This is a genomic window from Burkholderia thailandensis E264 (assembly GCF_000012365.1).
Lineage (GTDB): Bacteria > Pseudomonadota > Gammaproteobacteria > Burkholderiales > Burkholderiaceae > Burkholderia > Burkholderia thailandensis.
On record NC_007651.1, the window covers coordinates 3,197,183 to 3,217,825 of the forward strand.

Below are 20,643 nucleotides of genomic sequence, written 5' to 3' on the forward strand. Positions count from 1 at the left end.
GACTCAGGCGCTGCGCGCCTTCGCCGCGTCCATCAGCGCGGTGAAGCGGTCGAACAGATAGCCGATGTCGTGCGGGCCGGGAGACGCTTCCGGGTGCCCCTGGAAGCAGAACGCGGGCTTGTCGGTCAGCTCGAAGCCTTGCAGCGTGCCGTCGAACAGCGACACGTGCGTCGCGCGCGCGTTCGCGGGCAGCGAATCGGCGTCGACCGCGAAACCGTGGTTCTGCGACGTGATCACGACGCGGCCGTTCGCGAGATCCTTCACCGGATGGTTCGCGCCGTGGTGGCCCGTCTTCATCTTGAGCGTCTTCGCCCCGAGCGCGAGGCCCATGATCTGGTGGCCGAGGCAGATGCCGAAGGTCGGCACGCCGCGCTCGATGAACTCCTTCGTCGCGGCGATCGCGTAGTCGCACGGCTCCGGATCGCCCGGGCCGTTGGACAGGAAGATGCCGTCCGGATTGAGCGCGAGCGCTTCGGCCGCGCTCGATTGCGCGGGCAGCACGGTCACGTGGCAGCCGCGCTCGGCGAGCATGCGCAGGATGTTGTATTTGACGCCGAAGTCGAACGCGACGACGCGGTAGCGAGGCGCCTCCTGCATGCCGTAGCCGCTACCGAGGCGCCACTCGGTCTGCCTCCACTCGAACGGCTTCGTCGTCGACACGACCTTCGCGAGATCCATCCCCGCGAGCCCCGGGAACGAGCGCGCGAGCGCGAGCGCCTTCGTTTCGTCATCGGAACCCGTCAGGATGCAGCCGTTTTGCGCGCCCTTGTCGCGCAGGATGCGGGTCAGCTTGCGGGTGTCGATGCCCGCGATCGCGACGACGCCTTCGTCGCGCAGATAATCGCCGAGCGTGCGCTCCATCCGGAAGTTAGACGCCAGCGCGGGCAGATCGCGCACGATAAGGCCGGCGGCATGGACTTTCGTCGCCTCGACGTCCTCGGCGTTCACGCCGACGTTGCCGATGTGCGGATAGGTCAGCGTGACGATCTGGCGCGCATAGCTCGGATCCGTGAGGATTTCCTGATAGCCGGTGATGGCGGTGTTGAACACGACTTCGCCGATCGTATGGCCGGCCGCGCCGATCGAATAACCACGAAAGACCGTGCCGTCGGCGAGTGCGAGCAAAGCGGGAGAAAAAGACGGCAACACGGGGGGCTCCTTGGGGGACACCCTTGCCGCCGACCTGTCTATCCTGCCGCGCGCTCACGGGCCGCGTGACGCATCACGCGCGCGTGGGCGCTTTCGCGCGCGGGCTTGCGGTCGAGCGCGAAACGGCGCGCGCAGGCGCGGGGTTTCGCGGCATCGCCTGCGTCAAGCGGCGTGCGGCGGACGAACGGGATGAAGGAGGTAGGCGCTAGGGTGCGAGGTTGATTAGCACAAACTTTCAAATTATAGCGTGAAATTGGCCTTATCTTCAATCGATCGGCGCATTTCGCGCGGACTCGCGCCGGGCCGGGGCGCCGCCCGCACATCCGCCCGCCGAGAACCGCGCGCATCGCTTTCGCGCCCGCACGCCCGGCGTCACGCGGACCGCCGGTATTCATTCGGCGACATCGCCTTCCAGCGCCTGAACGCGCGCGCGAACGCGGAAGGTTCCGAATAACCGAGGCGCTCCGACACTTCCGCGACGGTCAGCGTCGTGGTCGCAAGCAGCGCTTCGGCCAGCGCCTCGCGAATCTCGTCGACGACCGTCTCGTAATCCGTCCCCTCATCCGCAAGCCGCCGCCGCAACGTGCGCACGCTCACGCCCAACTCGGCCGCGAGCACGTCCATCGTCGGGCCGCGCGCCGGATCGCCGGCGAGATGCCGGCGCACACGCCCCGCCCAGCCTTCGCTGCGACGGCGGCGCTCGAGCACGCGGCGGCACTCGTCCTCGCATTGCCGCCGCGTCAGCGCGTTGCGCTGCGGCAACTTCAGAGCCAAACAATGCGCGTCGACCGTCAGCGCATTGTGCGCCGCGCCGAATTCGGGCGACGCATCGAACAGCGTCCGAAAGCGGCCGGCGTACGCCGGCGGCTTCATCTTGAGCGCAAGACGCTTGACCGGCAAGTTCGCAGAATCGAGATCGAACTGCAGCGTGATCAACGCGGCCACCGTGATTTCGACCAGCACGTCGCGCACGTCGCCGGGCAGGTCGCGATCGTCGATCACGAGCGTCGCGTCCTCGCCGCGCACGGTCGGCCGGATGTCGCAGAAGGTCGACGTCAGTTGAAGGTAGCGCAATCCGACCGACACGGCATCGCCGAACGTCGCGCTGCTCATGAGCGCGAATCCCCAGATTCCGTAAGTCGTCGCGTGGTAGCGGCGGCCGACTTCGATGCCGAGCGGAAACGCCGGCCCCAGCAGCCGCATCAGGTTGCGGATGATGCGCAGTTCCTGCGCTGCGGCGACGGTGGCGTCCGGCTCGTCGAGCCGTTCAGGGGCAACGCCGCTGCCGTCGAGGCATCGGTCGACGGTCAACCCCTGCTCGACGCCGACTTCGACGAGCACGCGCGTCGTGCCGACGGGCCGGGCGAAATCCCAATGGGCGAGCTTGGCGATCAAGATGGCCTCAAATGTTCGGAGCACGCCCAATATGCCATTGCTCAATGTAATGCTCAATGCGATCTTTCCCGCACGCCGGATCATGGGCGATCGCCGCCGGCTTGCCGCGACCGGAAGGCCAGATGATCCGCCGTGACATCGGCGGCCCGCGCACGCCCGCGGCGCCGGCGACACGTCGCGCCGCCCGCGCGCCCGATGCTTTACCGGCACGCCCCACGCGACGAACACGATAGCCAGGAGACGACATGAGCACCACCCTCGCCCCGCAGCCGAACGCCGCAACCGCGCTGCCCCTGATCGACAGCAGGCATCGCCATCGCGGCTGGCGACGATGGCGCGGCTATCTGTTCGCCAAAGTCGCCATGCAGATTCTGCGGCCAGTCGAACCGTCCGTGCAGCACGAACTGCCCAGGCCGACGACGTTCCCGCCGGACGGCGGCGCGCGCCGCTTCGGCCTCGTGCACTACGGGATCATGATTCCGGACCTGCCCGCGCCGCATCACTTCATGGCCACCGCGATCATCCTCGGCAGCGCCGGCATGCGCGTATTCGACGCCGACTTCGCGGCCGCGCCGGGCGACGGCCCGCTGCAGACCGCGACGCTCGTGCACGGCACGGCGGCCGCCGTCGATCGCCATTTCACGCGCTACTCGATACCGCGCGACACGGAGTGGCGCGCGGACGGCAGCCTGCTGCGCCTCGGCGGCGACCTGGAACTGAGCGGCCGCCACCCCGAATTCCGGCTCAAGAGCCGCCGAGACGGCTTCGCGGTCGATCTGACGCTCACCGCGACGGGCGACGTCACATGGTTCGCGAAAGGCCTCTTCTACGAACACATCGCGCTCGTCACCCACTATCGGGGCACGATCCAGCACGGCGGCGCAACGACCGACGTTTCGGGCCTCTGCACCTACGAATACGCGCGCGGCACGTCGCCGTACCTGCTCTACAACCGCTTCCTGCCGTCAGCCGCGAAGCTGCCGTGGGACGTGTTCAGCTATCACGTGATCGACCTCGACGCCGATACGCAACTACTGCTCGCGCACGTGCAAGTCGACGGCCACACGGCGCTGACGAGCGCGTATCTGCGCATCGTCGGCCAATGCGCACACCGGCTCGACGCCGATGTCCATTTCCGCGTGCTGAGCGTGCAGGCTCGGCCGGCCGTCGCGCCGGACGGCAACGAGATGAGATTGCCCGAGACGTTCGCGTGGCGCGTGCGCGACCGGCACGGCCGCGATCTGTTCGCCATCGACGCGACGGTCGACACGCCGATGCTGTTCGGCATCGGCACCGGCTACGTCGGCGGCTATCGCTGGGAAGGCGAGCGCGACGGCCGCCCGGCGAACGGGCGTGGATACATCGAGTACGTCGATCGGCGCAGATGAAGCGCGCCGCACGCCGGCGGCGACGCGCGCGCAAATGCGCGATGTGGCGCGGCATCGCCGCGCCTGCCACGGCGACGCGCGGCGCCGGTCGATGCCCGCGCTCCGCTCGCGGCGGGCGAGACGCGCGTCAGTCCGCGCGCCGGGCGGATTTGTCGAGCGCACGATCGGGCAGCGCGTACCAGACCGCGCTCGCGATCTGCAGCGCGACAAGCGCGCCCCACGCGCTCAGGTGCGCCGCAGCCGGATAATGTCCGGCATGCATCGGCCAATGCGACAGCACCGCGCCCACGCCGATCTGAAAGCCGAAGATCAGCACGAAGATGACGAGCGTGAGCGTCGTGTTCGCGCGGCCGATCAACTGCACGGGGAAGTACTCGGCCAATACCGCGTAGCTCAGGATGCCGACGCCGCCGAATACGCCGTACGCCGACCAGAGCACCGCGGCGGGCAGCGGCGCACGCAGCATGATCGCGAGCTGGGTGGCGACGAACAGCGCCATCCCGAGCCCGCAGAACGCGTACAGCGACACCCCGCGCCGCTCGAGCCCGCGCGCCGCCGCGCCGAAGCCGACGCAGCCCGCCATCATCGCGAAGCCGAGCACCGACACGAGCGCCGCCGCGTCGCGCGGCGCGAAGCCGCTGACATCGCGCAGGTACGCGCCGACCCACAGCGACTGCATCGCGTAGAACACGCCCTGCGTGACGACCGAGAACGACGCGATTTTCCAGAACGTCCGGTTCGTGACGATCCGCCAGGTGCCCGCGAATTGCGCGGCGACGCTCGCATCGTGGCGGCTCTGCCGCACATCGGGGGCAAACGCCCACAACGCGGCCGCAACCGCCACCGTAAACGCGCCGAGCCCCGCGCATACCGCGCGCCAGCCGGCGAAGCCGAGCAGCCATTCGAGCGGCGAGCCGACCACGACGCCGCCCAGGCCGCCCACCGCCATCACGAAGCCGTTCAGAAGCGGCAGCCTGGCAACCGGAAAATGCTGCGCGAGCGCCTTGAACGCACCGCCCAGGCACACCGAAACGCCGACGCCGATCAACAGACGCCCGACCATCATCGTCCCGATGTCGTGCGCGGCGCCGAACACCCACGCGCCCGCCGCCGCGACGAGCAGCAGCGCGGCGCTCACGCGGCGCGGGCCGTAGCGGTCGAGCAGCACGCCGGCCGGAATCTGCGCGCACGCGAAGCCGAGGAAGTAAAGGCTCGTCAGCAGCCCGAGATCCGCGGCGGACAGGCCGAGGTCGCGCGTGATGAGCGGCGCGAAGCCGAGATTCACGCCGCGAAAGACGTACGAAACGAAATAGCCGATCGCGAACAGCGCGAACACGCGAAATTGCACGGGGGACATCACGATCACCGGTAAAGCGCCGGCCGACCAACCGACTTCGGCGCGCACAAACGAAAACGCCGTCACCCAGGTGACGGCGTCCGGCGATGATAGTCGATTGCGCGCCGACGGCCGGAAAGCCCCCGCGGCGTGCGCGCCCTTTCGTCCTACTTTTTCTTCGTCGTCTTGCGGCTCGCGGTCTTCGCGTGCGCGGGCTTCGCGCCGCTCTTCGCCGCGGCCTTCGGCGACGCCTTCGACGCGACGGGCGCCGCCTTGCGGCCCCGGCTCGACGCCTTGCCGCCCGTGCGCAGGCTCGCGCGCTCGATGCGACCGCCTCCAACCGACGTCGCGATCCGCTCGGGCCCGGGCTCCGCCGGCACCGCGCGGCCGACGGGCACGTGCAGCACCATCGTCTGGCCGGGCATCACGACCGCGCGACGCGTGCGGTTCCATCCACGCAGCTGCGCGACCGATACGCCGTAGCGGTTCGCGAGCGCCTCCATCGACTGCTTGCGGCGCACGCGGATCAGCATCTTGCGCGTATCCGGCACGTCGGGCTCCATCGCGAGCACGCCGTTCTCGGCGACGTCGGCGCTGATGTCCTCGTCGTCGTCGTCGGTGCGCGGCACGACGATCGTCGAACCGGGCTTCAGCCGCATGCCCGCCGGAATCTTGTTCACCTGCATCAGCGTGTCCGCGTCGACGCCGATCTTCTCCGCGATCGCGGCGGGCCGCGCGCGCTCGGTGACCGTATACGCGGTCCACGACGACAGTTGGCCGTCGTACGTCTTGAGCCCCTTCTCGAACGCCGACGCGTTGTCGAACGGCAGCAGAATCTGCGGCTGCGTCGCGCCGAGGATCACCGGCTTCGAGAACGACGGGTTGAGCGACTTGAATTCGTCGAGCGGCAGGTTCGCGAGCTTCGCGGCGACCTTCACGTCGATGTCGCGCGACGTCGTGACCGTCACGAAATACGGGTGGTTCGGAATCTCCGGCAGCGTCAGGCCATACTGCTGCGGGTTCATCACGATGTTCTTGACTGCCTGCAGCTTCGGCACGTAGTTGCGCGTCTCGTTCGGCATCCGCAGGCTCTGGTAGTCGGTCGGCAGGCCGGCCGCCTGGTTGCGCGCGATCGCGCGCTGCACGTTGCCCTCGCCCCAGTTGTACGCGGCGAGCGCGAGATACCAGTCGCCGAACATGTCATGCAGGCGCGACAAGTAATCGAGCGCGGCGCTCGTCGACGCGAGCACGTCGCGCCGCTCGTCCTGCCACATGTTGCGCTTCAGGTTGAACGTGCGCCCCGTGGCCGGCATGAACTGCCACATCCCCGCCGCCTTCGCGACGGACAGCGCCTGCGGGTTGTACGCCGATTCGATGAACGGCAGCAGCGCGAGCTCGGTCGGCATGTGGCGCGACTCGAGTTCCTCGACGATGTGATACAGGTACTTCTGCGAACGCTCGGTCATCCGCTGCACGTAGTCGGGACGCTGCGCGTACCACGACGCCTGCATGTCGACGAGGTCGCTCCGCAGATCGGGCATCTGGAAGCCGCGGCGAATGCGCGCCCAGAGATCGCTGTCGGCGGTGGTGAGGTCGCCGACCGATTGCTTGTCGACGTCGACGGTTTCTTTCGCGGAGGCGGACTTGCGCAAATAGTCCGAAGCGGCGTTCGGGTCGGAGGCCGCGGAATTTTGGGCGGTCGGCCCGGTGCCCGCGCAGGCGGCGAGCGTCAGGACCAACAGCGCACTAAGAAGGAATCGCATGAAAATCTCGGCTTCCAACAACTGGAAATTGCAGGCGATAGTACGAAAGTGCGTGCTTCGCGTCAACAAAAAGGCCGAAAAAACCTGCTAAATCGGGTATTTGGGGCCGATTCTCCAGATTTCGGTTGAGCTTGCCCCGGCTCTCGCGCGCTCAACGAAAACGGTTTTTCCACTCGCGCATCAGCGTGAACGCCGCGAGCCGGTCGGGCGCCCCCTCGTGCAGTTGCGCTTCGAGCGTCGCGCGGATCGACGGGCTGTCCGCGCGCAGGAACGGGTTCACCGCGCGCTCGTGCGCGATCGTCGTCGGCAGCGTCGGCTCGTGGCGCGCGCGGCGCGCGAGCGCTTCGTCGCGCCACGCGGCGAGCGCCGCGTTGTCCGGCTCGCACGCGAGCGCGAACCGGATGTTCGACAGCGTGTACTCGTGCGCGCAGTGCACGCGCGTGTCGCCCGGCAGCGCCGCGAGCGCGTCGAGCGACGCGAGCATCTGCGCGGGCGTGCCCTCGAAGAGGCGCCCGCAGCCGCACGAGAACAGCGTATCGCCGCAAAAGAGGTGCGGCGCGGCGTTGCCCGGCCCGGCCGGCTGGAAGTACGCGATGTGGCCGCGCGTGTGGCCCGGCACGTCGATCACGTCGAACTCGAACGCGGGCGAACCGATGCGCACGCGCTCGCCGCCCGTCACGCGGTGCGTGAGGTGCTCGATCGCCTCGTGCGCGGGGCCGAACACCGCGAGCGGCTCGCCTTCGCGCGCGGTCGCGAGCAGCTCGGCCACTCCGCCGACATGGTCGCCGTGGTGGTGCGTGAGTAAAATAGCGGTCAGTCGCCAGCCTCGCGCGTCGAGATGGCGACGCACCGGCGCGGCTTCGCCCGGATCGACGGCGACCGCATGGCGGCCGTCCGATACGAGCCAGATGTAGTTGTCGTCGAATGCCGGCACCGGCACGTATTCCAGCTCGTTCATGGGCGCGCAATCACCGAGATATGTCTGACCGTTCGATTATAGACTGGCCCGCCTGGACCGACTCCCCGCCCGGACGCTACGTGCTCGGCTGGGAGCAGGCGCAGCTCGACCGCACCGTGTCCGACGTGTTCGGCTTTCACGCGCTGCAGCTTGGGCTGCCGCAGCTCGACACGCTGCGCGAAAACCGCATGCCTTGCCGCGGCCTCGTGCTCGATCCGGCGAGCGGCGCGAGCGCACCGTATCACTATCCGTGGGCGCGCGAGGCGCACAGCGCCGAGCACGCGCCCGCCGGGCGCAGCACGGTGTGGTGCGACCTGCTCGATTTGCCGTTCGAATCGCAAAGCGTCGATCTGATCGTGATGCCGCACACGCTCGAGTTCACGTCCGATCCGCACCGGCTGTTGCGCGAGGCCGAGCGCGTGCTGATGCCGGAAGGCCAGCTCGTGATCACGGGCTTCAATTCGCTGAGCCTCTGGGGCGCGCGGCATTCGGTCGGCAAGATGGCGAAACGGCCGTTCGTCCCGGCGACGCGCGACCAGATCACGTTCATCCGGCTGAAGGACTGGATCAAGCTGCTCGGCTTCGATCTCGAGCGCGGCCGCTTCGGCTGTTACCGGCCGCCGCTCGCCACCGACAAGTGGCTGTCCCGCTACGCGTTCATGGAGGCCGCGGGCGACCGCTGGTGGCCGATCTTCGGCGCCGTCTACATGGTGACGGCGATCAAGCGCGTGCGCGGGATGCGGCTCGTCGGCCCGATCAAGATGAAAAAACCGGTGCTCGCGCCGGGCCTCACGCCCGCCGCCACCCCGACCACCCACCAAGAACATTCATGACGTTGCAAACCATCGACATCTATACCGACGGCGCCTGCAAGGGCAATCCGGGCCCCGGCGGCTGGGGCGCGCTGCTGCGCTACGGCGCGCAGGAGAAAGAACTCTTCGGCGGCGAAGCCGGCACGACCAACAACCGGATGGAGCTCACCGCGGTGATCGCCGCGCTCGAGGCGCTCAAGCGCCCGTGCAAGGTGGTCGTCCACACCGATTCGCAATACGTGCAGAAAGGCATCAGCGAATGGATCCACGGCTGGAAGAAAAAAGGCTGGGTCACCGCCGCGAAGACGCCCGTGAAGAACGCGGACCTCTGGCAGAAACTCGACGCGCTCGTCGCGCAGCACGACGTCGAATGGCGCTGGGTGAAGGGGCACGCCGGCCATCCGGAGAACGAACGCGCTGACGCGCTCGCGAACCGCGGCGTCGAATCGCTCGCGCAGGCATGAGCCGGCTCGCGCGCCCCGTCCCACTTCACGACTGACTCGAATTCTCCATTCTTCCGACATGCGCCAGATCATTCTCGATACCGAAACCACCGGCCTGAACGCCCGCGCGGGCGACCGCATCATCGAAGTCGGCTGCGTCGAGCTGCTGAACCGCCGGCTCACCGGCAACAACCTGCACTTCTACGTGAATCCCGAGCGCGACAGCGATCCGGGCGCGCTCGCGGTGCACGGCCTCACGACCGAATTCCTGCGCGACAAGCCGAAGTTCGCCGACATCGTCGATCAGTTGCGCGACTTCGTCCGCGACGCGGAACTCATCATCCATAACGCGCCGTTCGACCTCGGCTTTCTCGACGCCGAGTTCGCGCTGCTCGGCCTGCCGGCCTTCTCCGACCACTGCGCGGGCGTGATCGACACGCTCGTGCAAGCCAAGCAGATGTTCCCCGGCAAGCGCAACTCGCTCGACGCGCTGTGCGATCGCTTCGGGATCAGCAACGCGCACCGGACGCTGCACGGCGCGCTGCTCGACTCGGAGTTGCTCGCCGAGGTGTATCTCGCGATGACGCGCGGGCAGGAAAGCCTCGTCATCGACATGCTCGACGAAGCCGGCGACGCGCATCGCAAAGGCGACGAGCCGCAAATGGCGTTCAGCGGGCTCGACCTGCCAGTGCTCGCCGCGACCGACGAGGAACTCGCCGATCACGAGGCGCAACTCGACGCGCTCGACAAGTCCGTCAAGGGTGCGTGCGTATGGCGTAAGGAAGCGGCGGTCGACGGAGCCTGACCGCGGCGCCGCGCGGACGGCGAACGGCGAACGGCGGGCGTTCGGATGCGGATGTGCGGCGCACGTCATCGGCGTTCCATCGATGCTCGCGTTGCCGGGCCGTTGCTCGGTTCGCTCGCGCCGGCTCGCGCCACCCGCCGGCCACGATCGCCGCGCGCCGCCGCCCGCATTGCCGCCGCGCCACGCAGGCGGCGCGGCGCGCATCGCCTGATCGCGCCGATGTCACCCGCGCGGCTGGAGCGCGATCACCGACATCCCTGCGAGCGCGAGCGCCGCGCCCGCCGCATCCCAGCGCGACAGCGGCACGCCGTCGACGATCCGCAGCCACGCGAGCGCGACGGCGATGTACACGCCGCCGTACGCCGCGTAGGTGCGCGCGGCGGCGGCCGGATGCAGCGTCAGGAGCCATGCGAAGAGCGCGAGCGACAGCGCAGCGGGCGCGAGTAGCCAAACCGGCTTGCCCGCCTTCAGCACGAGCCACGGCAGATAGCAGCCGACGATTTCGGCGACGGCGGTCAAGACAAACAGCGCGGCGATCTTCGCGAGTGAGAGCATGTCGGAGCGCGCGGGACGCGCCTCGGAAACGCCGCGCGACGCCGCGGCAATCGGCGCGATCATACCCCACGCGACGCCCGAAAACCGGCGCTCGAGCGGCAATTTGCGCGATCCTCATTCATCGTGCTATCATGTTGTCTCGTTCAACGGCCTACGCCTGTTTAATTATTTCGGTCACCCGACCGTTCGGCCCTGTGCCGCGACTGGCCGTCCGGAATTTCGCTCACAAGGAAGCGTGCCTTCGGGCAGCTTTTTTCGTTTCGACGCCCTCCAAGGGCATTCAACCGGCCGCGCGCCACGCGACGTGCCGGTTCGCCGACCGTCCCCGTGCGGCGGTCTTTTCTCACGAGTGCAAGTGCGCGACGACCACCGGGTCCGCGCCGATCGGTTTCCGCCATGGATTAAGCGCTTCATGCGCCCCGCTCACGCTCGCGACCCTTGTCCGATCGCGAGCCGCACTCTCCGGCAAACCGTGGCGAACCGCGCCCTGTCGCGCGATTCGGCCGCCGTCACAGGAGTTTTCGACCTTGACTGCAACACCCGCCCCCTCTACCCCGTCCATCGCGCCCGCCGAAGCGGCGCCCGCCGCCGCGCACGAAATCACCGTCGTCGACCAGGGGCTCCTGAAACGCGCCGTCGGCGCGATGGCGCTCGGCAACGCGATGGAATGGTTCGACTTCGGCGTCTACAGCTACATCGCCGTCACGCTCGGCCAGGTGTTCTTCCCGTCGAGCAGCCCGTCCGCGCAGTTGCTCGCGACGTTCGGCACGTTCGCCGCCGCATTCCTCGTGCGCCCGCTCGGCGGAATGGTGTTCGGCCCGCTCGGCGACCGCATCGGCCGCCAGCGCGTGCTCGCGATGACGATGATCATGATGGCCGTCGGCACGTTCGCGATCGGCCTCATCCCGAGCTACGACTCGATCGGCCTGCTCGCGCCCGCGCTGCTCCTCGTCGCGCGCCTCGTGCAGGGCTTCTCGACGGGCGGCGAATACGGCGGCGCGGCGACCTTCATCGCCGAGTTCTCGACCGACAAGCGCCGCGGCTTCATGGGCAGCTTCCTAGAGTTCGGCACGCTGATCGGCTATGTGATGGGCGCGGGCGTCGTCGCGCTGCTGACCGCCTCGCTGTCGCACGACGCGCTGCTGTCGTGGGGCTGGCGCGTGCCGTTCCTGATCGCCGGCCCGCTCGGCCTGATCGGCCTGTACATCCGGATGAAGCTCGAAGAAACGCCCGCGTTCAAGCGCCAGGCCGAGGCGCGCGAAGCGCAGGACAAGGCGGTGCCGAAAGCGCATTTCCGTCGGCAGCTCGCACGGCACTGGCGCGCGCTGCTGCTGTGCGTCGGACTCGTGCTGATCTTCAACGTCACCGACTACATGGCGCTGTCGTACCTGCCGAGCTATCTATCGTCGACGCTGCATTTCGACGAGGCGCACGGCCTCGTGCTGATCCTGATCGTGATGGTGCTGATGATGCCGATGACGCTCGCCACGGGCCGCCTGTCGGACGCCGTCGGCCGCAAGCCGGTGATGCTCGCCGGCTGCATCGGCCTGTTCGCGCTCGCGATTCCCGCGCTGCTGCTGATCCGCACGGGCGAGACGTCACTCGTGTTCGGCGGCCTGCTGATCCTCGGCGCGCTGCTGTCGTGCTTCACGGGCGTGATGCCGTCGGCGCTGCCGGCGCTCTTCCCGACCGAGATCCGCTACGGCGCGCTCGCGATCGGCTTCAACGTGTCGGTGTCGCTGTTCGGCGGCACGACGCCGCTCGCCGCCGCGTGGCTCGTCGACGCGACGGGCAACCTGATGATGCCCGCGTACTATCTGATGGGCGCGGCCGTGATCGGCGCGATCTCGGTGATGGCGCTGCCCGAGAGCGCGCGCCAGCCGCTCAAGGGCTCGCCGCCCGCCGTCGCGTCGCACCGCGAGGCGCATGCGCTCGCGCGCGAGATCAAGCGCCGCGAGGCGGCCGAGCGCGACGACGGCGGCTATGCGAGCGCTGCGGCGCTGCGCGCGTGAAATTCGATCGCCGCGACGCAGCCGCGTAGGCGCGTCGTTCGATGACGGACCGCGGAGGCGGCCTTGCGATGCCCGACGGGCGGCGCGGGGCCGCTCCCGCGTTTTGCGCGCGGCGATGGCGGGCGAACGTCGTCCGCCACTCGCGGCGTTTCGCTCGGCTGCGGCAACCCGCCCGCGCCTTCCGCCTTCCGCCTTCCGCCTTCCGCCTTCCGCCTTCCGCCTTCCGCCTTCCGCCTTCCGCCTTCCGCCTTCCGACTTCCGACTTCCGACTTCCGACTTCCGACTTCCGACTTCCGACTTCCGACTTCCGACTTCCGACTTCCGACTTCCAGCGATCGTCAATCGGAGCCCAGGCTCGCCCCCGAGCGCCAATCTGCCCGGCATCGCACGGCCGGCGGCAGAGAGACCCGCACGGCCGAACCGTCCCGCTCAATCGAGCGGCGTGCCCTCGAACTCCGGCAGCGCCTCCGCCCGTGCGGACAACGCGGCGAGCGCCGGATAGCGCGCCGGATCGATGCGCTCGAGATCCGGATAGTCGCCCTTCATGAACTGCGTGAAGCGCCACGCGATCGCAACCGTCACGTCCGCCTGCGTGATCCGTTCGCCGACGAGCCAGCCGCTCGCGCCCGCGATGCCCGCGTCGAGCGCGCCGTATGCGGCATCGAGCTGGCCGAGCACGCGATCCAGCCACGGCTGGTGCTGCTTTTCGCCCGGCCGCAGGCCATGCTCGTAGACGACCTGCACCGTCTTTTCGGCCGCCGCGAGCGCGAGGCCCGTCAGTTCCAGCACGCGCACGCGGGTCGGCAGATCGTCGGGCATCAGCCGCCGCTGAGGCGCGACGAGCCGGTCGAGGTAATCGACGATCAGCGACGAATCGACAAGCATCGTGCCGTCGTCGGTAAAGAACGTCGGCGCCTTCACGACCGGATTGAGCGCCTTGAATGCGTCGAACTGGCGAAACACCGATATCGAGTGATGCTCGAACGGCAGGCCGAGCAGCTTCGCCGAAATCGCGACGCGGCGAACGAACGGGGAATCCAGCATGCCAATCAGCTTCATCGGTAACGCTCCGCGTGACGTGGGGACCGATGACTTTAGCGTGTCGCGCACGCTTCGGCTAGAGCCCGTTCCCGCCACTGCCCGGCGCGAGGCCGGCAGCCGGGCGCGACGCGCCGATCAACGCATGCGCCGCCAGGCGAGACGGCATGACGCGATACGGCATGAGCCGGTGCGGTTGGCTCGACCTGGTTTCGCCGGACTCCGAGCGAGGCGCGAGGCGCGAGACCGCGCTGGCCGGCCGCTCACTGCTCGCGCAGCCACGCCGCGCCGAGCGGCCACAGCGCGCGGTTATCGTCGCGGAAATAGCCGAAGTGGCCGATCGCGTGCCGCCGGCGATCCGGCGAGATCTCGCGATACTCGACCTGCGCGGTCGAATAGAAGCGATGCAGCGCCAGCACCGCGGCGGGCGGCGCCATCCAGTCATCGCTGACCGTATACGCGAGAATCCGGCCGCGGTAGTCGCGGAAGTGCTCGCGCAGCGGACGGCCTGCGCCGTCGACCAGATAATCCGGATTGCGGCACCAGCGCGCCCATTCGCGCATCACGCCCGACGGCAGATCGGCGCCGCGCCCCAGGCCGACGCGCCCCACCGGCAAGCGCGACAGCACGCCGCCCAACGCCGGCACGATGCCGAACCACAGCGGCGCGAGCATCAGCCGGCGCGGCCACGGCCAGAGCCGCCAATAGCCGCTCGGACAGCAGATCGACAGCAGCGCGGCGGCGCGGCCGTTGTTGCGCGCGAGGCCAAACATCTGGCCGCCGACGCTGTGCGCGACCGCGAGCAGCCGATGCGACGGCGCGAGCGCGGCGAGATGATCGAGCGCGCCGGGCAGATCGGCTTCGCCCCATTCGCGCAGCGTCGCGGTGTCGGCCTCGGCGGGCGGCTTGCGCGAATCGCCGACGCCGCGATAGTCGTAGGTCAGCACGGTGAAGCCGTCGCTCGCCAAGAAGCGCGCGTAGCGCTCATAGAAGCCGCGCGGCACGCCAAGCGCGCCGTTCATCAGCACGCTGCGGCCGTTGCTCGCCGACGACGCGCCCGGCGCATAGAAAGTCCCCGTCAGCAGGCGGCCGTCCAGGGCGGCAAACCGCGTCGTCTCGGCCGTGATCGGCGGTCGTTCGTGCATCGACATCCTCACTATCGAGCGGCTATTGTGCAAGCGAACGCGGCCGGCCGCCAGCCGCCCTCCGACTCGCAGGGGAAACGGCGAACCCGAACCACCGGTTGCGGCGGCCTTGCCAGTCTTGCCGGCCTCATCGGTCGCGCCGGTCCGACCGGCGCCGCGAGGTCGGCGACGGCGCCCGCGCGGACGTCGCGGCGCCCGCGCGCCGCGGCCCGCGCCCGTTATCGGCGCGCCAGGCCGTAAAGCCGCCAGAATTCCGTCGCATACGACTGCGCGAGCTGCGGCGCGCGATAAAACACGTTGAAGTTGCCCGCCGCGCGCTCGTCGTGGATCTGAGCGAAGCTCGCGCTGCCGAGCACGACCGCGTCGTCGACAACGACGAACGGCCCGTGCGCGTTCGGCACGCGATCGCTGAGCACGACATCGACACCCGCGCTCGCGAGGAACGCCGCGCCGCTGTACCGCGTCGCGCGCCCCGTCCGGTCGAGCACGACCCGCACGTCGACGCCGCGCCCGCGCGCCGCGCACAGCGCCGATGCGACGGCGGCCGGCACCGACGCGCCGCCCGCGACCAGCACGCGCGCATGCGCGCGGCGGATCAGATCGACCTCGATGTCGGTCGAGCCGACGTCGGCGTCGAAGTATGCGCCGCCGGGCACCGCGTCGCGCGACGGCATCTGCGCGGCGCGTGCAAATTCAAGCGCCGGAGCTGCGCAAAGCAATGCGCAGAAAAAGGAGAAAACGGGAGCGAAACGAACGCGGTATGTCATGGGGCGGCAATTGTAGCGACGTCCGATTTCGTTGCAAACCGTTTCGTCGAGATGCGTGCGCGCGGCGCGTCGCCGCGCGTGCACGCGATGCCCGCTATGCGTCGAGATCGACGCGGGAAAGCCACGCGCGCACGCCGTCCCAAGAGCGGAAATCGGCCAGGCTGCGCGCCGGCAGCGCGGGATACGCGGCGGCCGCCATCTCCGCGAGCGCGCGGCCCGGGCCAAGCTCGACGAACGCGCGCGCGCCCGCCTCGACGCAGCCCGCGACGCACGCGGCCCAATCGAGCGGCTCGGCGATCTGGCGCGCGAGCTTGTCGACGCCCGCCGCAACGTCGAGCACGGGCGCGCCGTCGATGCCGGACACGAGCCGCGTGCCGGGCCTCGGCGCGCGTGCGACGCGCACGCCGGCGAGCGCCGCGCGGAACCGGGGCACGGCGGCATCGAGCCAGTGCGTATGCGAAGCGACGCGCACGCAGACGGGCGCGACGCGCATCGCGCCGCGCGCGCGCACGTCCGCCGCGAGCGTATCGAGCGCCGCTTGCGGGCCCGCGAGCACGTATGCGTCGCCCGGGTTGACGATGGCGACTGCGGCGCCGTGCGCGGCGCACGCCGCGTCGACGACGTCCCGCGCGAGCCCGCGCACGAACAACATCCGCGCGTCGCCGTCGCTCGCCGCGTCCATCGCGCGTGCACGCGCCGCGACGAGATCGAGCGCGTCGTGCGCATCGACGAGCCCCGCTACGCTCCACGCGGCAACCTCGCCGACGCTGTAGCCCGCGACGCAGCGCCGGCGCGGCAGCAGCGCGTCGAGCCGCCTCATCGCGGCCAGCGCCTGCAGCGTGCAGACGAGCTGCGCGGCGAAGTTCCCGTGCAGCGCGTCGCAGCCGGCGTCGCGCACCCAATCGCGCGGATCCGCGCCGAGCAGCGTCGCCGCGTGCGCGAAAAGCGGCTCGGCTTCCGGCACGTCCGCCGTCAACTCGAACATGCCGGCGCGCTGGCCGCCCTGCCCCGAACAGAGAATCGCAATCGTCACGGCCGCTCCTTTGCGCCGTCGAGCGCGGCGACGAAGAGGCTCATCGCGAGCAGGTCCGCCGCGCCGCCCGGGCTCAGCCGGCGCGCGACGAACGCGCGATGCGCGGCGGCCGCGCGCGCGCGCCAGTCGAGCGCGCCCACCCCGCCGGTTGCGAGAAATTCGCGCGCGGCTCGTTGCGCGAAGTCGAGGCCGTCGCGGCCGCCCCGATGCAGCAGGTTCGTGTCGTCGAGCACGGCGATCAGCGCGAAGCACGCTTGCACGCGCGCCGCCTCGGCGTCATGCGGCGCGCGCCGCGCGCCGTCGCGCAACGCCGGCACGCCGACCGCGTAGACGCGCGCAAAGCCGCCCGCCGCCTCCGCGCGCGCGCCGCCCGCCCCGTAGCGGCGGCCGGCGCGTTCGCCGTGACTGTCGGCGAGGCGCGGACCGCCGAGGATCTCGTCGCCCCAGCGCGCGGCGACGAGCGCGCCGAGCGTCGCGCCGGCGGATGGCGTACATCGCGCGTGTTGCGGCGACGCGCGCAGGCCCGCGGCCGCGCACAGCAGGCCGAGCCCGAATATCGCGCCGCGATGCGTGTTCACGCCGCCGGTTGCCGCCAGCATCGCGCGCTCCGCACGCAGGCCGATCTTGCGCAGCGTCGGCATGTCCGCATCGTGCGCGCCGGCGTCGGCGAGTTCGGCGAAGAACGGCGCAAGCGCCGCCGCGCTGCGGTAAAAGGTGGCGGCCGTCATGTCGTCGTGGCTGCCCGCGTCGACGTGGCTCACGAGACCCGGCTTCGGCCACGTGTCGATCTCGACGCGCAGGCAGCGCGTCGCTTCGGCGGCGATTGCGGCTGCGGTCGGTGTCGGTGTCGGTGTCGGTGTCGGTGTCGGTGTCGGCAGTGCGAGTCGATGCGGACCGAGCGTCGGATGCCTGCGACGTTCCGGGCCTGTCCGCGCTTCAGATCCACCGGCAACGTTCTGTCCAGTCGAAAAGCGCGAGGAAACGAGCACGTCCGATACGGCAACGATGCTCGACGCACTCGACGCACTCGACGCACTCGACGCACTCGACGCACTCGACGCACTCGACGCACTCGACGCACTCGACGCACTCGACGCACTCGACGCACGCAGCAGCGTATCCGCCTCGCGCGCGCCGTCAAGCGCGCGCGCCAGATCCCGGCGCATCATGTCGCGCCGGCTCGCCTTCGCCGCTGCGCATGCGCCTCGCTTCATCGCCATGCCTCCAGAAACGTCTGCGGCGGGGCCAGCTCGACGCCCGTCGCCGTTTTCATCGCAATCTCGCGCCCGCCCGCGTGCAGCTCGCGCCAATTCACGCCCGTGCCGTCCGTGCAGAGCAACTCGCCGTCGATGCGCATCGGCGCATCCGCGTCGATCTCGGCGAGCGCCGCGAGCAACGATGCGATCGCGTCACGCCGCGACGGCCTCGAAGAACAAGCCGACCACGGCGACCGACGCGAGGCCGACGCCTCCGCCCGCGCGAAATCCGACACGAGCACCGATGCCGACGCCGACGCCGACGCCGACGCCGACGCCGTCAACGACGATACAGACGCCGAATCGGGCAACGAAAAAGACGAATGCGGAATCGACGTGGCCGACGAGAAACAGGAAGAAGACGACGGCGGCCTCGACGGCATCAACAACACATCGAGATCCGACTCGTCGCTCAGATAACGCAGCCCCGTCAGCGTCTGCCATGCGAGACTGCCGAACACGCGACAATCGACGCAATGCGCGTCGGCGAGCGCGCGCAGCCGCGCGAGCGTCGGCCGCCATGCGGGCGGCGCGCCCCCGATGACGTCGCCGAGCGCCGGCGGCGCGCGCACGGCCTCGATCTGCTCGCGCGCGGCCGCGAGCGCGACGCGCCGCTTCCCCGCCGACGGCGGCAGCGGCAAACCGAGCGGCACGCCCGCATCGCACGGCGAGCGCCGCCGCACGATCAGCGGCCAGCCGCGCGCCGCCCAGTCGCGCACGAACGGATGCGCGCCGATACCCTCGTGCGCGGCAAGCAGCGCGGGCCATGCATCCGCGCGCACGTGCGCGAGCGCGTGCCGCACGAGCGGCGCGTCAGCGGCCGGCGCGCGCGAGCTCATACACGCGTTGCGCGACGTCGGCCGCGACGGGCCGGCCGCCGCGCTCGGCGCCGAGCCGGTCGCGCCGGTCGGCGCGATCGGTCGGCCGCGCGACGATCGCGGCCAGTTGCTCGGCGAGCGAGCGCGCCGGATCGAGCACCGCGTCGACGGCGCCCGTCTTCGCGAAGTTCTCGAGCCCCGGCGCGAACACCGCGGTCGACCGCGCCTTTTCGCGCAGCACGTCGACGGGCAGTTTCGTCACGCGCGACATCGCCTGCAGATCCATCACCTCCGGCTGCGCGCCCGGCAGCGCGACGAGCGTGCGCGTCGCGAGCGCCGTCGCGATGAACGCGCCCGCCGCCGCATGCCCGTACAGCACGCCGATCGTCGGATGCCCGAGCGCATCCGCGTGCAGCAGGCACTTCGCGAGATGCGCGAGGCACTCGTTCAGGCCGAGCAGTTCGTCGCGCTTGCTCATCCGCTGGCTGTCGCCGTCGACGAGCACGAGAATCGGCGTATCGCCGCCGCGCCGGATCGTCGCGAGCACGCGCTCGGCGAGCACGAGCGCGCCGTCGACGCCGAGCGCCGCGCCATGCGCGACGCCGATCACGTCGACCGCGCGCCCCGCGAGCCGTCCGCTCCCGGCGAGCAGGCCATCGGCATCGACCGTGACGTCGTGCCCCGACGGAAACAGCGAAGCCAACACATCATCGAGCGTCATCGCGCACCTCCGTCAGCCGGTCGGCCAGCGCCGCGAACGCGGCGGCGTCGAGCGCGGGAATCGCGTTCGCCTCGGGCGCGCCGAGCGCGCGCCACACGTCGAGCGCGTCGTCGCATCCGCGAAAGCGCGCGACGCGCCCGGCAAGCCGCGCGTGCTCCGCTTCGAGCGTCGCCGCGCCGAACGTCACACCCGCGCGCACACGCGCGAGAAGCGCGACGGCCGCGTCGCGAAACGCGTCGATCGCATCGTCGACGAAGCGCTCGGCGCCGCCGACGAGCCGCCGATGCTTGCCGCCCATCGTGCGCCAGACGAGCGCGCGATCGCGCGAATCGAACTCGTCGACGCCGCGCCGGCTTTCGATCACCTCCGGCCCGGACACGCCGATGCGCCCCGGCTCCGACACCGCGAGCGCCGAGCAGCACGCGGCGATGATCCCGCCGCCGCCGAAGCAGCCCGCGCGCCCGCCGACGAGCCCGACGACGGGCACGCCCGCCGCACGCGCGTCGATCACCGCGCGGACGATCTCGGACACCGCGATCTCGCCCGCGTTCGCCTCCTGCAGCCGCACGCCGCCCGTGTCGAACAGGATCAGCACGGGCGTCGAGCGCAGCTCGCGCGCCGCGCGCAGCAGGCCCACGAGCTTCGCGCCGTGCACCTCGCCGAACGCGCCGCCCATGAAACGCCCTTCCTGCGCGGCGACGAACACGGGCTCGCTGGCGAGCGTCGCGCGGCCGACGATCATCCCGTCGTCGAACTGCTGCGGCAAATCGAACAGCGGCAGATGCGGGCTCGCGAGCCGCGCGGGCGGGCCCGCGAACTCGTCGAACGAACCGGCGTCGACGAGCCCCGCGAGCCGCTGCCGCGCCGACGCCTCGAACCAGCTCGCGCCCGCCGGCGCGACCTTCGGATGCAGGGTCGTGGCGGCCGCGTTCATCGCGCGTCTGCCTCGATCGCGCGCACCGCCTGCGCGAGCCGCAGCGACACCATGTCGGGCCGCGCGCCGCCGTCGTTGACGGACAGCCGCAGCCCGCCCGGCGAGCGGCGCTCGACGAAATCGGCGACGACCGCCTGCCAGACATCGCCGAAGCCCGCGGCCGCCGTGCGGATGTCGACTTCGCATTCGGTGCCGGGCAGCACGCGCTCGACGAGCACTTCGAGATTGCCCGACGCGACGACGCCGACGAGCGCCCACGCGGCGTCGCCCTTCGCGCGTTCGCGCGCGGTGTGGCGATAGTTCAACTGTTCCATT

At 70.3% G+C, this 20,643-nt stretch carries 20 protein-coding genes; 5 read left to right on the top strand and 15 right to left on the bottom strand.

What is annotated here, in order from left to right; translation table 11 throughout:
• Positions 1–3: 3 nt before the first annotated feature.
• Both carA and BTH_RS26400 read right to left on the bottom strand, forming a co-directional pair.
• Positions 4–1,149: a glutamine-hydrolyzing carbamoyl-phosphate synthase small subunit gene (gene carA / locus BTH_RS26395; protein WP_009891917.1), complete on the bottom strand. Its 1,146-nt coding sequence runs from the start codon at positions 1,147–1,149 to the stop codon at positions 4–6.
• Positions 1,150–1,521: 372 nt separating this feature from the next.
• Complete coding sequence (locus tag BTH_RS26400) at positions 1,522–2,544, bottom strand: AraC family transcriptional regulator (RefSeq protein ID WP_009891919.1); 1,023 nt, start codon at positions 2,542–2,544, stop codon at positions 1,522–1,524.
• Between the two features lie 245 nt (positions 2,545–2,789).
• Here BTH_RS26400 and BTH_RS26405 point away from each other — a divergent pair, with 245 nt between their 5' ends.
• The gene (locus tag BTH_RS26405; protein ID WP_009891920.1) at positions 2,790–3,932 is read left to right on the top strand and encodes a DUF6670 family protein; all 1,143 of its coding nucleotides are present in this window, start codon (positions 2,790–2,792) and stop codon (positions 3,930–3,932) included.
• 127 nt (positions 3,933–4,059) lie between these two features.
• Here BTH_RS26405 and BTH_RS26410 read toward each other — a convergent pair whose 3' ends face one another.
• The 3 genes from BTH_RS26410 to gloB form a co-directional block, all read right to left on the bottom strand.
• Positions 4,060–5,298 (bottom strand): MFS transporter, encoded by a 1,239-nt coding sequence (locus tag BTH_RS26410; protein ID WP_011402488.1) that lies wholly within the window; start codon positions 5,296–5,298, stop codon positions 4,060–4,062.
• 137 nt (positions 5,299–5,435) lie between these two features.
• Positions 5,436–7,031, bottom strand: a complete 1,596-nt coding sequence (locus BTH_RS26415) for a transglycosylase SLT domain-containing protein (RefSeq protein ID WP_011402489.1) — start codon at positions 7,029–7,031, stop codon at positions 5,436–5,438.
• 151 nt (positions 7,032–7,182) lie between these two features.
• Positions 7,183–7,989, bottom strand: coding sequence for a hydroxyacylglutathione hydrolase (gene gloB, locus BTH_RS26420; RefSeq protein ID WP_009909790.1), 807 nt, complete (start codon positions 7,987–7,989; stop codon positions 7,183–7,185).
• Positions 7,990–8,009: 20 nt separating this feature from the next.
• Here gloB and BTH_RS26425 point away from each other — a divergent pair, with 20 nt between their 5' ends.
• Genes BTH_RS26425 through dnaQ form a run of 3 tightly spaced genes read left to right on the top strand, consistent with a single transcriptional unit; the run spans position 8,010 to position 10,049 of the window.
• Positions 8,010–8,822, top strand: coding sequence for a class I SAM-dependent methyltransferase (locus tag BTH_RS26425; RefSeq protein WP_009906041.1), 813 nt, complete (start codon positions 8,010–8,012; stop codon positions 8,820–8,822).
• Positions 8,819–9,265 (top strand): ribonuclease HI, encoded by a 447-nt coding sequence (gene rnhA / locus BTH_RS26430; RefSeq protein WP_009891926.1) that lies wholly within the window; start codon positions 8,819–8,821, stop codon positions 9,263–9,265. Before BTH_RS26425 ends, rnhA begins: the two co-directional genes overlap by 4 nt.
• Positions 9,266–9,323: 58 nt before the next feature.
• Positions 9,324–10,049 carry a DNA polymerase III subunit epsilon gene (gene dnaQ, locus BTH_RS26435; RefSeq protein WP_009891927.1) on the top strand — a complete coding sequence of 242 codons (726 nt, stop codon included), beginning with the start codon at positions 9,324–9,326 and terminating at the stop codon, positions 10,047–10,049.
• Positions 10,050–10,271: 222 nt separating this feature from the next.
• Here dnaQ and BTH_RS26440 read toward each other — a convergent pair whose 3' ends face one another.
• Positions 10,272–10,604 (bottom strand): YnfA family protein, encoded by a 333-nt coding sequence (locus tag BTH_RS26440; protein ID WP_011402490.1) that lies wholly within the window; start codon positions 10,602–10,604, stop codon positions 10,272–10,274.
• Positions 10,605–11,131: 527 nt separating this feature from the next.
• On the opposite strand from BTH_RS26440, the gene proP reads away from it, so the two are divergent.
• A complete protein-coding gene (gene proP, locus BTH_RS26445; RefSeq protein WP_025369455.1) occupies positions 11,132–12,616 on the top strand; it encodes a glycine betaine/L-proline transporter ProP in 1,485 nt (494 codons plus the stop codon).
• Between the two features lie 429 nt (positions 12,617–13,045).
• On the opposite strand, the gene BTH_RS26450 is transcribed toward proP, so the two are convergent.
• From BTH_RS26450 to mdcC, 9 genes are all read right to left on the bottom strand, one after another.
• The gene (locus tag BTH_RS26450; protein ID WP_009891936.1) at positions 13,046–13,675 is read right to left on the bottom strand and encodes a glutathione S-transferase family protein; all 630 of its coding nucleotides are present in this window, start codon (positions 13,673–13,675) and stop codon (positions 13,046–13,048) included.
• A gap of 242 nt (positions 13,676–13,917) precedes the next feature.
• Positions 13,918–14,799, bottom strand: coding sequence for an alpha/beta hydrolase family protein (locus BTH_RS26455; RefSeq protein WP_009891941.1), 882 nt, complete (start codon positions 14,797–14,799; stop codon positions 13,918–13,920).
• A 218-nt stretch (positions 14,800–15,017) separates the two neighbouring features.
• Complete coding sequence (locus BTH_RS26460) at positions 15,018–15,473, bottom strand: phospholipase D-like domain-containing protein (protein ID WP_009891943.1); 456 nt, start codon at positions 15,471–15,473, stop codon at positions 15,018–15,020.
• A 187-nt stretch (positions 15,474–15,660) separates the two neighbouring features.
• Positions 15,661–16,599 (bottom strand): malonate decarboxylase subunit epsilon, encoded by a 939-nt coding sequence (gene mdcH, locus BTH_RS26465; protein WP_009891945.1) that lies wholly within the window; start codon positions 16,597–16,599, stop codon positions 15,661–15,663.
• On the bottom strand, positions 16,596–17,819 hold the full coding sequence (mdcB, locus tag BTH_RS26470) for a triphosphoribosyl-dephospho-CoA synthase MdcB (RefSeq protein WP_009891948.1): 1,224 nt from the start codon (positions 17,817–17,819) through the stop codon (positions 16,596–16,598). The genes mdcH and mdcB overlap by 4 nt, the downstream gene beginning before the upstream one ends.
• Positions 17,810–18,694: a malonate decarboxylase holo-[acyl-carrier-protein] synthase gene (mdcG, locus tag BTH_RS26475; protein ID WP_009891950.1), complete on the bottom strand. Its 885-nt coding sequence runs from the start codon at positions 18,692–18,694 to the stop codon at positions 17,810–17,812. The genes mdcB and mdcG overlap by 10 nt, the downstream gene beginning before the upstream one ends.
• The gene (gene mdcE, locus BTH_RS26480) at positions 18,669–19,394 is read right to left on the bottom strand and encodes a biotin-independent malonate decarboxylase subunit gamma (protein WP_009891952.1); all 726 of its coding nucleotides are present in this window, start codon (positions 19,392–19,394) and stop codon (positions 18,669–18,671) included. The genes mdcG and mdcE overlap by 26 nt, the downstream gene beginning before the upstream one ends.
• A complete protein-coding gene (locus tag BTH_RS26485) occupies positions 19,381–20,328 on the bottom strand; it encodes a biotin-independent malonate decarboxylase subunit beta (protein WP_009891953.1) in 948 nt (315 codons plus the stop codon). Before BTH_RS26485 ends, mdcE begins: the two co-directional genes overlap by 14 nt.
• The gene (gene mdcC / locus BTH_RS26490) at positions 20,325–20,642 is read right to left on the bottom strand and encodes a malonate decarboxylase acyl carrier protein (RefSeq protein ID WP_009891955.1); all 318 of its coding nucleotides are present in this window, start codon (positions 20,640–20,642) and stop codon (positions 20,325–20,327) included. The genes BTH_RS26485 and mdcC overlap by 4 nt, the downstream gene beginning before the upstream one ends.
• Between the last annotated feature and the right edge of the window lies 1 nt (position 20,643).

What these genes read in the sequence shown, in the direction of transcription:
- BTH_RS26455 (WP_009891941.1), bottom strand. Translation starts at nt 14,799, where the DNA reads ATGCACGAACGACCGCCGATCACGGCCGAGACGACGCGGTTTGCCGCC.
- rnhA (WP_009891926.1), top strand. Translation starts at nt 8,819, where the DNA reads ATGACGTTGCAAACCATCGACATCTATACCGACGGCGCCTGCAAGGGC.
- mdcC (WP_009891955.1), bottom strand. Translation starts at nt 20,642, where the DNA reads ATGGAACAGTTGAACTATCGCCACACCGCGCGCGAACGCGCGAAGGGC.
- BTH_RS26485 (WP_009891953.1), bottom strand. Translation starts at nt 20,328, where the DNA reads ATGAACGCGGCCGCCACGACCCTGCATCCGAAGGTCGCGCCGGCGGGC.
- mdcG (WP_009891950.1), bottom strand. Translation starts at nt 18,694, where the DNA reads ATGAGCTCGCGCGCGCCGGCCGCTGACGCGCCGCTCGTGCGGCACGCG.
- BTH_RS26450 (WP_009891936.1), bottom strand. Translation starts at nt 13,675, where the DNA reads ATGAAGCTGATTGGCATGCTGGATTCCCCGTTCGTTCGCCGCGTCGCG.
- BTH_RS26440 (WP_011402490.1), bottom strand. Translation starts at nt 10,604, where the DNA reads ATGCTCTCACTCGCGAAGATCGCCGCGCTGTTTGTCTTGACCGCCGTC.
- mdcE (WP_009891952.1), bottom strand. Translation starts at nt 19,394, where the DNA reads ATGACGCTCGATGATGTGTTGGCTTCGCTGTTTCCGTCGGGGCACGAC.
- BTH_RS26405 (WP_009891920.1), top strand. Translation starts at nt 2,790, where the DNA reads ATGAGCACCACCCTCGCCCCGCAGCCGAACGCCGCAACCGCGCTGCCC.
- mdcB (WP_009891948.1), bottom strand. Translation starts at nt 17,819, where the DNA reads ATGGCGATGAAGCGAGGCGCATGCGCAGCGGCGAAGGCGAGCCGGCGC.
- gloB (WP_009909790.1), bottom strand. Translation starts at nt 7,989, where the DNA reads ATGAACGAGCTGGAATACGTGCCGGTGCCGGCATTCGACGACAACTAC.
- BTH_RS26415 (WP_011402489.1), bottom strand. Translation starts at nt 7,031, where the DNA reads ATGCGATTCCTTCTTAGTGCGCTGTTGGTCCTGACGCTCGCCGCCTGC.
- BTH_RS26460 (WP_009891943.1), bottom strand. Translation starts at nt 15,473, where the DNA reads ATGCCGTCGCGCGACGCGGTGCCCGGCGGCGCATACTTCGACGCCGAC.
- dnaQ (WP_009891927.1), top strand. Translation starts at nt 9,324, where the DNA reads ATGCGCCAGATCATTCTCGATACCGAAACCACCGGCCTGAACGCCCGC.
- BTH_RS26425 (WP_009906041.1), top strand. Translation starts at nt 8,010, where the DNA reads ATGTCTGACCGTTCGATTATAGACTGGCCCGCCTGGACCGACTCCCCG.